9 protein-coding genes and 1 pseudogene are annotated in these 13,481 nt (G+C 64.6%); 4 read left to right on the top strand and 6 right to left on the bottom strand.

What is annotated here, in order from left to right:
* Window positions 1-212, bottom strand: a 212-nt coding sequence (locus CAPSK01_RS08960) for an NAD(P)H-hydrate epimerase (RefSeq protein ID WP_034925522.1), incomplete at its 3' end; no start/stop codon positions are given.
* Window positions 213-441: 229 nt separating this feature from the next.
* On the opposite strand from CAPSK01_RS08960, the gene purL reads away from it, so the two are divergent.
* Window positions 442-4,461: a phosphoribosylformylglycinamidine synthase gene (gene purL, locus CAPSK01_RS08955; RefSeq protein WP_034925519.1), complete on the top strand. Its 4,020-nt coding sequence runs from the start codon at window positions 442-444 to the stop codon at window positions 4,459-4,461.
* Between the two features lie 137 nt (window positions 4,462-4,598).
* Here purL and CAPSK01_RS08950 read toward each other — a convergent pair whose 3' ends face one another.
* Window positions 4,599-5,345 carry a TetR family transcriptional regulator gene (locus CAPSK01_RS08950; protein WP_273703394.1) on the bottom strand — a complete coding sequence of 249 codons (747 nt, stop codon included), beginning with the start codon at window positions 5,343-5,345 and terminating at the stop codon, window positions 4,599-4,601.
* A gap of 27 nt (window positions 5,346-5,372) precedes the next feature.
* On the opposite strand from CAPSK01_RS08950, the gene CAPSK01_RS08945 reads away from it, so the two are divergent.
* Genes CAPSK01_RS08945 through CAPSK01_RS08935 form a run of 3 tightly spaced genes read left to right on the top strand, consistent with a single transcriptional unit; the run spans window position 5,373 to window position 11,255 of the window.
* Window positions 5,373-6,605 (top strand): efflux RND transporter periplasmic adaptor subunit, encoded by a 1,233-nt coding sequence (locus CAPSK01_RS08945; RefSeq protein ID WP_273703393.1) that lies wholly within the window; start codon window positions 5,373-5,375, stop codon window positions 6,603-6,605.
* 17 nt (window positions 6,606-6,622) lie between these two features.
* Window positions 6,623-9,847, top strand: a complete 3,225-nt coding sequence (locus CAPSK01_RS08940; RefSeq protein WP_273703392.1) for a multidrug efflux RND transporter permease subunit — start codon at window positions 6,623-6,625, stop codon at window positions 9,845-9,847.
* Window positions 9,840-11,255: an efflux transporter outer membrane subunit gene (locus CAPSK01_RS08935; RefSeq protein WP_273703391.1), complete on the top strand. Its 1,416-nt coding sequence runs from the start codon at window positions 9,840-9,842 to the stop codon at window positions 11,253-11,255. Before CAPSK01_RS08940 ends, CAPSK01_RS08935 begins: the two co-directional genes overlap by 8 nt.
* 217 nt (window positions 11,256-11,472) lie before the next feature.
* Here CAPSK01_RS08935 and CAPSK01_RS08930 read toward each other — a convergent pair whose 3' ends face one another.
* The 4 genes and pseudogenes from CAPSK01_RS08930 to CAPSK01_RS22470 all read right to left on the bottom strand — a co-directional run.
* Window positions 11,473-11,673, bottom strand: coding sequence for a hypothetical protein (locus CAPSK01_RS08930; RefSeq protein WP_034925514.1), 201 nt, complete (start codon window positions 11,671-11,673; stop codon window positions 11,473-11,475).
* Window positions 11,670-12,071: pseudogene (locus tag CAPSK01_RS08925) on the bottom strand (type II toxin-antitoxin system VapC family toxin). The gene CAPSK01_RS08930 and the pseudogene CAPSK01_RS08925 overlap by 4 nt, the downstream one beginning before the upstream one ends.
* A 43-nt stretch (window positions 12,072-12,114) precedes the next feature.
* A complete protein-coding gene (locus tag CAPSK01_RS08920; RefSeq protein ID WP_034925512.1) occupies window positions 12,115-12,312 on the bottom strand; it encodes an AbrB/MazE/SpoVT family DNA-binding domain-containing protein in 198 nt (65 codons plus the stop codon).
* Between the two features lie 146 nt (window positions 12,313-12,458).
* Window positions 12,459-13,481, bottom strand: a 1,023-nt coding sequence (locus CAPSK01_RS22470) for a hypothetical protein (protein ID WP_273703390.1), incomplete at its 5' end; no start/stop codon positions are given.

Raw genomic sequence — 13,481 nt, 5'->3', positions numbered from 1 at the left:
TGGTGGCGGGCGGCGACAAAAGCGTCGCCGCCGTTGTTGCCCGGCCCGGCGAGAACCAGCAGCGCCCCCCCCTGCAGGCGGCACAGCGAGGTCGCCAGATCAGCAGCAGCCAGCCCGGCGCGCTCCATCAAGGGCTGGTCAGCCGCGATCGTTTCGATATTGCGCAGATCGGCGGCGCGATAGAGTGCTTGTGATCGAAGGCTTGTCTTCATGATCGGATCCTAGCCCAAAGTATCGGTATGGAACAGTTTCACGGGTCCCTGCGCGCAAGTTCTGGCCCGATTCTAGCCCAGCCGCGCGGCGCCCGGAATCGTCCACAACCATTGCATGAGACTCGGGAGCGCTTGCCGGGAGACTGCGCCGGGCCAGGGTCCCCTCCGGGTCGGCTATAATCGCGCCGTTCCTTCCTTGAGCGCAGCTCGCCTGCCCTGCCCGCCCACCATGGCCGATCTCCTGTTTCTCCGCGGCGCCCCCGCATTCTCGTCTTTCCGTCTGCAGGGCCTGCAGCAACGTGTGGCTGCTGTCGCACCAGGTCTGAGCATCGTGACTGCCGAACATTGGCACTTTGTCAGCACCCGGCAGCCGCTGAGCAACGCTGAACGCCGGCAGCTCGCGGCCCTGCTCGAAGAACGCCCCGCCGCCGACGACACGCCAGGCGAGCTGCTGCTCGTCACACCGCGCATCGGGACGATCTCGCCCTGGTCGTCGAAAGCCACCGACATCGCCATCAATAGCGGACTGCGCACCATCGAGCGCATCGAACGCGGCATTGCCTACTGGCTCAAAGCCAGGCGACACAAGCTGTCGGCCTCCGAGAAGGAAGCCCTCGCCGCCCTGCTCCATGATCGCATGCTGGAGACCGTGGTCGACGACTTCGCGTGCAGCGCCGACCTGTTCCGCCACTTTGCCCCGCAACCGCTGACCCGCGTCGATCTGCTGACCGGTGGTCGCGTTGCGCTGGTCGAAGCCAATGCACGGTTGGGGCTGGCCCTGTCGGAGGACGAAATCGATTACCTCGTCGAGCTGTTCGTCAAGGTGCAGCGCAATCCGACCGATGTCGAGCTGATGATGTTCGCACAGGCCAATTCCGAGCACTGCCGGCACAAGATTTTCAACGCCTCCTGGGTGATCGACGGGCAAGCGCGCAGCGAAACGCTGTTCGGGATGATCCGCGAAACACATCAGGCGCATCCGGATGGCACCATCGTCGCCTATTCGGACAACTCATCGGTCATCGCGGGTGCCAGGGTCCTGCGCTTCCACGCCGGCACCGACGCCCGTTATGCCTATCATGAAGAACTGACGCACATTCTCGCCAAGGTCGAGACGCACAATCACCCGACCGCAATCTCCCCGTTCCCCGGCGCCGCGACCGGCTCGGGTGGCGAGATCCGCGATGAAGGCGCCACCGGCCGCGGCTCGAAACCGAAAGCCGGCCTCTGCGGTTTCTCGGTCTCCAACCTCCACATTCCGGGTTTCCCTCAACCCTGGGAGCGCGCCAGCGCCGACTACGGCCGCCCGGCCCGCATCGCTTCGCCGCTGGCGATCATGCTCGAAGGGCCGATTGGTGCGGCCGCCTTCAACAACGAATTCGGCCGCCCGAACCTGGCCGGTTATTTCCGCAGCTACGAGCAACTCACCGGCAGCGGCGACGAGCCGCTCCTGCGTGGCTACCACAAACCGATCATGCTCGCTGGCGGCGTCGGCAACATCGCCGCCAGCCAGTCGTTCAAGGCCGGCACGCTGCCACCCGGCACGCTGCTGCTCCAGATCGGTGGACCGGGCATGCTGATCGGCCTCGGTGGCGGCGCCGCCAGTTCGATGACCACCGGCAGCAACGACGCCGACCTCGATTTCGCTTCGGTGCAGCGCGGCAACCCCGAGATTCAGCGGCGCGTGCAGGAAGTCATCGACCGCTGCTGGCAGATGGGTTCGCCCGACGGTGACGGCTCCACACCCGGCGACGGCAATCCGATCCTCTCGGTACATGACGTCGGCGCTGGCGGCATCTCGAATGCCCTGCCCGAACTCGCGCATGGCGCCGGCAGCGGCGCGCGCTTCGATCTGCGCGCCGTGCACATCGAGGAGCCCGGCATGTCGCCGGCCGAGATCTGGTGCAACGAAGCCCAGGAGCGCTACGTGCTGGCGATTGCGCCCAGCCGCCTCGCCGAGTTCTCGGCACTCTGCGAACGCGAACGCTGTCCCTTCGCTGTCGTCGGCGCGACCACCCGCGAAAAGCGCCTGCTCGTCGCCGACAGTCATTTCGGCAACCATCCGGTGGACATGGACATGGACGCGCTGCTCGGCAAGCCGCCGCGGATGACGCGCACGGCGACGCATCTGCCGCCGTCGAGCGTGCCTTTCGATGCCACCGAGGTGGATCTCAAGGAAGCCGCGTATCGCGTGCTGCGCCTGCCGGCAGTCGCCGACAAGACCTTCCTGATCAGCATCGGCGACCGCAGCGTCGGTGGCCTGACGGCACGTGACCAGATGGTCGGACCCTGGCAACTGCCTTGCGCCGACGTCGCGGTGACGCTGATGGCTTTCCACGGCTACCGCGGCGAAGCCTTCGCGATCGGCGAACGCGCGCCGCTGGCGGTCATCGACGCGCCCGCATCCGGTCGCATGGCAGTTGGCGAAGCGCTGACCAACCTCGTCGCCGCCGACATCGCAGCCCTCGGCGAGGTCAAACTTTCCGCCAACTGGATGGCCGCCGCCGGCTTCCCCGGCGAGGATGCCTGCCTGTTCGATAGCGTGCGTGCGGTCTCCGATCTCTGCCAGCAAATCGGCGTCTCGATTCCGGTCGGCAAGGATTCGCTGTCGATGCGCAGCGCCTGGCAGGAGAACGCCGGGGCCGACAAAGGCCGCCAGAAACAGGTGGTCTCGCCCCTGTCGCTGATCGTCACCGGCTTTGCACCGGTGCAGGATGCCCGCCGGACGCTGACCCCGCAACTGCGGCTCGACGCCGGTGAAACCGACCTGTTGCTGATCGACCTCGGCGCCGGCCGCCATCGCCTCGGCGCTTCGGCGCTGGCGCAGGTGTATCACGCTACCGGCAACGAGGCTCCCGACGTTGACGATCCCGCCCGACTGCCCGCTTTCTTCACTGCGATCCGCCAACTCGCTGCCGCCCATCGGCTGCTCGCCTACCATGACCGCTCCGACGGTGGCCTCTTCGCCACTGTCTGCGAAATGGCGTTCGCTGCCCATTGTGGCGTTTCGATCGACACCGATGGCCTGTGCTACGACCCGCTGATCCACGACGTCGACGGTAACGAAAAGCGGCCCGACCTGCTCGGCGGCCGTTCCTTCGAAATGCTGATGCGCGCCCTGTTCTGCGAGGAACTCGGGGCTGTCGTGCAGATTCGCCGCAGCGAAAGGAGCCAGGTCATGGGTGTCCTGCGCGCTGCCGGCCTCGGGGCCTGCTCGCAGTTCATCGGCGCCCCCAACCCCTGGGATCAGATCCGCATCATTCGCAACGCCAGGGCGGTGTTCAGCGAAAAACGCGTCGACCTGCAGCGCGCCTGGTCGGAAACCAGTTTCCGCATGCAGCGCCTGCGCGACCACCCGGAATGTGCGCAGCAGGAATACGACCAGATTCTCGATGCCGGCAATCCCGGCCTGTCGGTGACGCTGAGCTTCGATCCCGCTGACGATGTCGCGGCGCCGTTCATCCACCGTGGCGTTCGGCCGCAAATCGCGATCCTGCGCGAACAGGGCGTCAATGGGCAGGTCGAAATGGCCGCCGCATTCGACCGCGCCGGCTTCGCCGCCATCGATGTACATATGAGCGACATTCTTGCCGGTCGCATCGCGCTGGCCGACTTCAAGGCCATCGTCGCCTGCGGCGGTTTCTCCTACGGTGACGTACTCGGCGCCGGTCAGGGCTGGGCGAAGACGATCCTCTTCAACGACCGCGCACGTGACGGCTTCTCGGCCTTCTTCACACGCCCGGACACCTTTGCCCTGGGCGTCTGCAACGGTTGCCAGATGCTGAGCGCGCTCAAGGACATCATCCCCGGTGCCGACGCCTGGCCGCGTTTCGAACGCAACCGCGTCGAGCAGTTCGAAGCACGCTTTACGATGGTCGAAGTGCCCGAGTCACCGTCGATCTTCTTCTCGGGCATGGGTGGCAGTCGCCTGCCAATCGTCGTTTCACACGGTGAGGGGCGGGCCGTCTTTGCCTCGGCAGCACAGCAAGCGAATGCGCTGGTCGCGATGCGCCATATCGACAACCGTGGTCAGCCGACCGAAGTCTATCCCTGCAACCCGAACGGTTCGCCGGAAGGCGCTACTGGCTTCACCACCGCAGACGGCCGTTTTTCGATCATGATGCCGCACCCCGAGCGCGTCTTCCGCAGCGTCCAGATGTCCTGGCACCCGGCCGACTGGGAAGCGCGCGGCTGGGAGGATTCGCCGTGGTTGCGGATGTTCCGGAATGCGCGGCGCTGGGTAGGATGAATGATCGGCGGGCGGCGGACATTGGTGTCCGCCCTGCCCGGATGGCGGACCAGCAAGGGATGGGGTCTCCCAGGCGTTCAGAGCACAGCGGGGCAGGAAGGCGGCACGGCCGGCAACGCCATTGACCAACCATATGGTCAGGTTTCGTCGCAAACGGGGGGCAATGCCGGTCCCTTGCCGGCATCCCGCTGCGGCGGCGCCGCGACCAGACCGGCGATCATCGTGTCCACCATCGCCGGTGCCGCGGTATTCAGGTCGAAGGCCTCGGGATGCATCAGCCAGTGCTGGATCACTCCGTGGAAGAACGCCTGCAGCAGGTGTGCCGCGAGATGGCTGTCGGTGTCGGCGGACAGGTGGCCCTGCACGATGGCACGGACGATGATGCGCTCGAGGGCGTTGGCACATTGGCGATCCATTTCGTCGATTTGCGGCGCCCCGTCGGCCGGTTGGGCCAGCCGCTCGGACTTGCAGAGCAGGATCTCCAGCACCGCGCGCGTGCGCGGGTTCAAGGCGATCTCGCGCATGGCCTGCACCGACACCGCATGCAAGGTGGCGATGGCGTCGTCACCGTCGCCATCCGCCGCCTGCTCAAGGCGACTTTGCAAAGGCAGCGTGGCGCGGCTGCACATCGCGCCGAACAGTTCGCCCTTGTCGCGGAAGTGCCAGTAGACGGCGCCACGGGTAACACCGGCGGCGCTCGCCACGTCGCCCAGCGTCGCGCTGGTCACGCCGCGGGCACAGAATACCCGCTCGGCGGCGTCGAGCAGGGCTTCGCGAGTCGCCAGCGCTTCGTCTTTCCTCCTTCTCACCATTTCTTCTGTCCTCTTGCGGCATGTCCATTTACAAACATTCCTGAATGTACGTAAAATTCGCCCCTTCTGCAAGTCGCGATGCGAGCCAAAGGAATCCTCATGTCAGCCTCCCCTGCCCGTCTTTCTTCCCCTTCACTGCTCCTGTTGATCCTCGCCGCGGCGGCCGCTGCCGGTTGCGGGCAGCAGCAAGCGCCCGGCGGCATGGGGGGTTTTCCGCCCCCCGAGGTGACAACGATCAACGTCCAGCCGGCATCGTTCCCGGTGACCTTCGAATACGTCGGGCAGACCGCCGGATCGAAGGATGCCGAGGTACGGGCACGGGTCACCGGCATCGTCGAGAAACGACTCTACCAGGAAGGTGCAGCGGTGCGCGCCGGGCAGCCGCTGTTCCTGCTCGACGCCAAACCCTTCGAGGCGCAACTGGCGTCCGCCGAGGCCGAGTTGCTGCGTGCCCAGGCCCAGAAGACCCAGGCCGACCGCGAAGCCGCCCGGCTCAAGCCACTCGCCGAGCGCAAGGCGATCGGCCAGAAGGAAGCCGACGACGCCGCTTCCGCCGCCGAGTTCGCCGCCGCATCGATCAAGGCGGCACAGGCGAAGCTGACCGAAGCCAGGCTCAACCTTGCCTACACGCGCGTCGTGGCGCCGATCAACGGTCTGTCGAGCCGCGCCCAGCAATCGGAAGGCAGTCTGGCCAACGCCAATACGACCTTGCTGACGACGGTCTCGCAGGTCAACCCGATCTGGGTGCTGTTCAACGTCTCCGACAACGAGCAGTTAAGGTTGAACAAGGCGATCGCCGACGGTCGCCTGACGCTGCCGCGCGACCATGCCTTCGAGGTCTCGGTGAAACTCTCCGACGGCTCGACCTTCCCGCGCAGCGGCCGCATCAACTTCGCCGACACGCGGGTCAACCCGCAGACCGGCACCTACGAAATGCGCGCCGAAATCGCCAATGCCGACCTCGCGCTGAAGCCGGGTCAGTTCGTTCGCGTTGCGCTCAAGGGCGCACAGCGTCAGGGTGCACTGGCGGTGCCACAGGTGGCGGTACTCGAAGGACCGCAGGGCAAGTTTGTCTACGTCGCCGGCAAGGACCGGGACGGCAAGGACATTGCCGTCCCGAGACCGGTGGTCGTCGGCGACTGGTCCCAGAGCGACGGCACGAACGTCTGGCTGATCGAATCGGGGCTCGCCGCCGGTGACCGCGTGATCGTCGACGGGCTGGCGCGGATCATGATGCCGAACTCGCCGGTGCGCATCACCGAGCCTGCCGCTGCCGCTTCCGCTTCCGCCCTCCCCGGCCAGCCGCCTGCTGCCGACCCAGCCACCCGATAAGCGGAGTATACGCCCCGATGTTCTCTCGCTTCTTCATCGACCGCCCGATCTTCGCGGTGGTCATCTCGGTGTTGCTCATCGTTGCCGGCCTGGCGGCGATGCGCTCACTCCCGATCGCCCAGTATCCGGAAATCGCACCGCCGGTGGTCACGGTGCAGGCCACTTATCCCGGTGCCTCGGCCGAAGTGCTCGAATCGACCGTCGCCGCGCCGCTCGAAAACGCGATCAACGGTCTGCCCGGCATGATCTACATGTCGTCGAATTCATCGTCGAACGGCCTCACGCAGATCCAGGTGACCTTCGAGATCGGCACCCAGATCGACATCGCCGCGGTCAATGTCAGCAACCGCGTCAAACAGGTCGAATCGCGGCTGCCGCTGGAGGTACGCCGGCAGGGCGTGACCGTCGAGCCAGGCTCTTCGGCGTTCCTGCAGGTGCTCGCCTTCTATTCGCCCGACGGCCGCTACGATGACCTGTTCACCTCGAATTACGTGACGCTGAACGTTCTCGACCGTCTGAAGCGGCTGCCGGGAACGACCAATGTGCAGATCTTCGGCGCCAAGGACTACGCCATGCGCATCTGGCTCAAACCTGATCGCCTGGCGCAGTTGAAACTCACCCCCGGCGACGTCGCCAGTGCGATCAACGAACAGAACGCGCAGTTCGCCGCCGGCAAGGTCGGCCAGTCGCCGATCGGCAAGGGCCAGGACCTGGTGTACACGGTCACCTCCAAGGGTCGTCTCGCCGACCCGGCGCAGTTCCGGGAGATCATCGTCCGTGCCAACCCCGACGGTTCGACGGTGCGTCTTGACGATGTCGCGCGCGTCGAACTCGGTTCGCGCGACTACGAGTTCAACGGTCGCTACAACGGCCAGCCGGCCACCCTTGTCGGCATCTTCCTGTCGCCCGGCGCGAACGCGCTCGACGTCGCGAAAAGTGTGCTGGGCACCGTAGACGAGCTCCAGCAGCGCTTTCCCGAAGGCCTGAGCTATGCGGTACCCTATGACACGACACGCTTCGTCAAGGTCTCGATCGAGGAGGTGCTGAAGACGCTGGGCGAAGCGATGTTGCTCGTTTTCCTGGTGGTATACCTGTTCCTGCAGAGCTGGCGGGCGGCGATCATCCCCTTCGCCGCCGTCCCGGTGTCCTTGATCGGCACCTTCGCCGGCATCTACCTGCTCGGCTATTCGATCAACACGCTGACCCTGTTCGGCATGGTGCTGGCGATCGGCATCGTTGTCGACGACGCCATCGTCGTGCTGGAAAACGTCGAGCGGATCATGCGCGAGCAAGGCCTGCCGCCGCGCGACGCCGCGGTGCAGGCGATGCACGAAGTGACCGGCCCGATCATCGCCATCGTCCTGACGCTGACCGCAGTGTTCGTGCCGATCGCCTTCCTCGGCGGGCTGACCGGCGAGCTGTATCGGCAGTTCGCGGTGACCATCTCGATCTCGGTGGTGCTCTCGGGAATCGTCGCGCTGACGCTGTCGCCATCGCTCTGCGTGATCATGCTCCAGCACGGCCACCGCCAGCCGAACCGCTTCTTCCGCTGGTTCAACGCCTGGTTTGCCCGTGTCACCGGGCACTACCTCGACGGCGTCGTCTGGATGATCCGGCGCGCCGCACGGGTGCTGGTGCTGTTCGCCGGCATGGTGGCGATCACCGCCTTCCTGTGGCGCACGACGCCGGGCAGCCTGGTCCCCGAGGAGGACCAGGGTTTCTTCATCAGCGCGGTGATCCTCCCCGACGGTGCGACGCTCGAACGCACCACCCGGGTCGTCGAACAGGTCGAGGCGGCGGTACGCAGCAATCCCGACAACCAGGATGTCGTGGCCTTCGCCGGCTTCGACTTCATTGGCGGCGGTTTTCGCAACAATGCGGCGACCCTGTTCGTGACCCAGAAGCCCTGGCACGAGCGCCAGACGACTTCGCAGCAGTTGGTTGGCGAACTGTTCATGAAAACCGCGGGCATCCGGGAAGCGCTGGTACTGGCCTTCAATCCGCCGGCGATCTTCGGTCTCGGCACCGCCGGCGGCTACGAATTCTTCATCCAGAATCGCGGCGACGGCGGTTCCCGACGCCTGCAGGAAGTGCTGCAGCAATTCCTCGCGCGCGCCAACAGCGACCCGCAGCTCGGCGGCGCGCAGACCTTGTGGCGCGCGACCGTTCCGCAACTCTTCGTGGACGTCGACCGCGAGAAGGCCAAGAAGGCTGGCGTCGCGATCGACGAGGTGTTTGCCGCGCTGTCGTCGACGCTCGGCACCTACTACGTCAACGATTTCAACAAGTACGGACGCACCTGGCAGGTATTGATGTCGGCCGAACCCGAGTACCGCAAGCGCCCCGACGACATCGAGGGACTCCATGTGCGCTCGCAGAAGGGCGAGATGGTACCGCTGTCTGCGCTGGTCAACGTGCAGCACGCATCCGGACCGGATTCGCTCGACCGTTTCAACAATCTGCCGGCGGTCAAGGTCATCGGCCAGACGGCGCCCGGCATCAGTTCCGGTCAGGGCATCGCGCGCGTCGAGCAGATCGCGAAAGAGGTGCTGCCGCCGGACTTCAGCTTCGACTGGGGCGGTTCGTCGTACCAGGAGAAGAAATCGAGCGGCGCCTCGACCTTCGCACTCGGCCTCGCAGTGGTGATGGTCTTCCTGATCCTCGCCGCACAGTACGAGAAGTGGTCGCTGCCGCTGTCGGTGCTGCTGGCGCTGCCCTTCGGCACTTTCGGCGCACTCGTCGCGATCTGGGCGAAAAATCTCATCGGGCCCTTTTTTCATGCGACCCCGCTGACCAACGATGTGTATTTCCAGATCGGTCTGGTGACGCTGCTCGGCCTCGCCGCCAAGAACGCCATCCTGATCGTCGAGTTCGCGGTGTTGAAACACGCCGAGGGTCTGTCGGCTTCGGCCTCGGCGATCGAGGCCGCCCGCCTGCGTTTCCGGCCGATCCTGATGACCTCGCTGGCCTTCATCCTCGGCGTCCTGCCGCTCGCCATCTCGACCGGCGCCGGTGCCGGCGCGCGCCACTCGGTGGGTACCGGCGTGATGGGCGGCATGATCGCCGCAACCCTGCTCGCCGTCTTCCACGTGCCGCTGTTCTTCAAGGTGCTCTACGACCGGCGCATTCGCGAAACGCGCTCGCACGACGAGTTGCTCGACGAGGTGCGGCACCTGCACCACGTCATCCCGGTCGTCCCCCCGGCACCGGGACCGCTCGCGAAAGGAGGCGAACATGACTGACCCCCGCCGGACGCTGCGCGCCCTGGCACTCGTCACCGCGACGACATTCGCGCTCGCCGCCTGCCAGTCGACCCCGACCACACCGCCGCTGCTCGACCTGCCACCGGCGAGCGCAACCGCCGCGCCAGATCTCGAGCGCTGGTGGACGACCTTCAACGATCCTACCCTGACGGCGCTGATGGACGAGGCGCTGGCCCACAACCTCGATCTGCGGGCGGCGATGGTGCGCGTCGATCTGGCGCGTGCGAACGTGCTGCTCGCCCAGTCCTACCTCTACCCGAGCATGAACCTCGGCGTCGATACCCGCCGCAACCGCATGACGCTGGTCGGTTCGCAGCCGTTGCCGGAGAATTTCAATCCGACCAACAATGATTATCTGGTCGGTTTGCGCGCTGCCTACGAAGTCGACCTCTGGGGACGTTATCGCAACGGGGCGAGCGCCGCGCGCAGCGAGCTGCTGGCGACCGAGTACGCACGCCAGACGGTACGCACCGCGGTCGCGGCCGAGACCGCGCGCGCGTACTTCGGCCTGCTCGCGGCCGACGCCGAACTGGCAATGCTGCGTGACACACTGCAGTCGCGTGACCAGACGGTCGCCCTGCAGGTCGATCTCTACCAGGCCGGCCTCATCGGTGACTACGACCTGCAGCGCGCGCAGGCCGAACGTGCGGCCGTGGCCGCCAACGTCGCCGTCGCCGAGCGCGCGGTCGGCACCTACGAGTCGGCGCTGGCGGCGACCGTCGGCCGTTCGCCGCGCGAGGTCTTCGCCGCGAAGATCGCCCGCGACCTGACGCAGGTCCGCCTGCTTGATGTCCCGGAGGTACCGTCGGGGCTACCCTCGGACCTGCTCGAACGCCGGCCCGACATCAGACAGGTCGAAGCCCAGCTCGCCGCTGCGAGCCTGCGCATCGATGCCGCGCGCGCGCAGTATTTTCCGTCGCTGTCACTGACCGCCTCTTACGGTTCCGAGTCGGCGGCGCTTGCCAAGCTGTTTTCCACGCCGGCGCTCGCCTGGGGGATCGGCGCCTCGCTGCTGCAGCCCCTGATCGGATTGAAAGCGATCGAGGCCAACGTCGAAGCCGAGACCGCCCGCCGCGAAGCCGCCGTGGTCAGCTACACGCAGACCGTGCAGAGCGCCTTTCGTGAAACGCGCGACGCGCTGATCGCCAACCGCAGCACCCGCGACGCGCTCGCCGCGCAGACCGAGCGCGCACAGAAGCTCAAGGCCTCGCTCGAACTCGCCGAACTGCGCTACCGTTCCGGCTACTCGGGTTACATCGACGTACTCGACGCGCAACGCCAGCTCCTCCAGGCGCAGACCCTGCAGATCCTGGCCGCGCGCGACGTGCGCTTTGCACTGATCGATCTGGCGAAGGCGATGGGGGGTGGATGGGATTATGTAAGATGAGGCAACATCAATCCGCATCGCGCAGTTCCTCGCTGACTTCCTCCGCCGTTATGATGAAGAGGGAACATGAGCATCTGCAAACCGTTGTCCGGCATGTGGCGGGCGAGATTGCGGCTCCGCCAGTAATTGAAGAGTGTGTTCAGCTTGGTTGATGAACACATCTTTGCCTTTATCGTGAGCGAGACTCGTATGCCAACGACAAAGTCGGGAACTCGAGTTAGATAGCGCCGAGCAGATTGGCCGCGGCCTTCTCCCTGCTATTCGACAAGGCTCCGGATTGCTCGGCTAAGACCTTGATGATCAACAACGGCCGCGGCGTGAGGAGGTGGTGCCAGTGGGTCCAGCCGTGAGTGCGAATAGGCTCGTCGGTATTACCGCCACCTTTGGGAATTGCCTTGGACGGAATAAAGGTAGTCACGCGGAAGCCGCCCAGTTTTCCAGTTGCAGACCCCGGACTTTGGAAAACTCGCACGTGTTGTTGGTGACCAGAACGGCATTGACGCTCAGTGCATGCGCGGCAATCATGGTATCCAGGGAGCCAATCGGTTCCCCCCCGGCGCTCCAGGTCCGCGCGCAAATCGCCATACACCCACATGGCCGCCATATCGAAAGGGAGAACCTCCAGCGGGGCAAGAAACATTTCCTGCGCCTGGCGATTGCGTATCGAGGCGCTTTTGGCCACACCAAACGCAAGTTCTGCGGCCACCACACTCGACAGCCCGATGTCACCCAGTCGGTATTGATGAAAACGCGCCAGCACTTCAGGCGGTTTGGTATTGATGATGTAAAGCAGATATTGGTGTCGAGCAAAATCATGCGGTAATCTCGGCACGAATTTGCGTCGCTGGCTGCTCCCGTGTCATGAGAAATTCATGAGAAATCCTGGCTCGAAGGACGAGAGCGCGGTTTCCAGCGTTTGCCAGGGGTCATCCACCGGTAGCAAGAGAACGCCATTGCCAAAATGCTGCACAACCACCTCGGTGCCGGCAAACCGGTATTCCTTGGGTAGCCGAACGGCTTGGCTGCGGCCCGATCGAAAAAGGCGTGCGGTATCCATGCGAAACTCCGAAGAAAGGTAGTTACCAATGACATCTACCTTTTGTCGCAGTGTCAGCCGAAGACCGATGAATGGTTACTGGCTTGGAGATGGGTTTTAACGTCACCCTTGGGAGTTGTAATTTCAGGGGGAAGCTCACATTGGTTTCACTCCCCGGTTTCGCTTCCTTCTGCGGGTTTTCCGGCGATCATAAATCGCTGGCGGATCGAATCCAGAGTCTGCTGGAAGGTCACGATCTCAGCGGCGAGATACCTCATTGTCCGTTCGTGATCGCTGCGGTCGACCGATGACTGCGCTTGCAAAACCTGCGCCTGCCGCAACATGTCGTCGACGGCGCTCAGTTTCTCGTCGTAGCAAGCGTCGAGTTCGCGCGACAGAGCCGAACCGAGCTTTGCATAAACAGCGTCAAGCGTTTCGCTGACCGCGGTCAGCAACTCGCTGCGACGGTCGAGCAAGCCCTGAATTGCTTTGGCCGACTCATCCTGACCAGCCTTCCCGTTCAGACCGCCAAAAAGGCCGCTGAGCAATGAAGCTCCCTCCAGCAATAAGCGTTCTGCCATCAGATGCAATAGATGTGACGAATCCCAGTCAAGATCAGTGAAAGTCACTTTGGAAATCCCCTGACTCAGCGTCGTGGGGATGGTCAGCGATGCGCGTCCGGTAGCCTCGGCCCCAGGACTGCTAGACAGGAAATCGCGCACGACGGGGATCTGAACCTCAGCGCAAGCCGCAACCGCTTGCCGCAATGCATCGGCAACAAAGAACAGCATATGGCGATGTACTTGCCCATCATCCAGACGAGAGGCTTGCGCAGCCACTGCCGCAAAAAGTCGATCGACAAAGGCGGACATCCAGCCACTGGCCTGCCGGGCGAGTCGTGCCAGCAAATCTTGCGCTTCTCGTTCCCGTTGCTCCCGATTGACTGCAATGTCACGTCTGCAAACCGTCTGCGCCGCAATTACGGCTGCCACTTCGCTTTCGTGCGCGGCAAGACCAGCTCGCAGTAGGTCGACACGGTCGGCAATGGAAACGAGCAGCTTGTTTGCCAGATCAAGCACCCGCTGGGCCTGTATCGCGTCACGCTGGTACGAAATGGTTTCTTCCATGCTCTCGCGAAAAAGATCGAAGCCGGCGGCGAACTCGGCAGCCGCGTCTGGCAGCGGACGAGA

The sequence above is a fragment of the Candidatus Accumulibacter vicinus genome, assembly GCF_000584955.1.
GTDB classification, from domain to species: domain Bacteria; phylum Pseudomonadota; class Gammaproteobacteria; order Burkholderiales; family Rhodocyclaceae; genus Accumulibacter; species Accumulibacter vicinus.
Note: the sequence above shows the minus strand (reverse complement) of the source record. Positions and strands in the feature narration are given on the sequence as shown.

What these genes read in the sequence shown, in the direction of transcription:
- purL (WP_034925519.1), top strand. Translation starts at nt 442, where the DNA reads ATGGCCGATCTCCTGTTTCTCCGCGGCGCCCCCGCATTCTCGTCTTTC.
- CAPSK01_RS08945 (WP_273703393.1), top strand. Translation starts at nt 5,373, where the DNA reads ATGTCAGCCTCCCCTGCCCGTCTTTCTTCCCCTTCACTGCTCCTGTTG.
- CAPSK01_RS08940 (WP_273703392.1), top strand. Translation starts at nt 6,623, where the DNA reads ATGTTCTCTCGCTTCTTCATCGACCGCCCGATCTTCGCGGTGGTCATC.
- CAPSK01_RS08935 (WP_273703391.1), top strand. Translation starts at nt 9,840, where the DNA reads ATGACTGACCCCCGCCGGACGCTGCGCGCCCTGGCACTCGTCACCGCG.
- CAPSK01_RS08920 (WP_034925512.1), bottom strand. Translation starts at nt 12,312, where the DNA reads ATGGATACCGCACGCCTTTTTCGATCGGGCCGCAGCCAAGCCGTTCGG.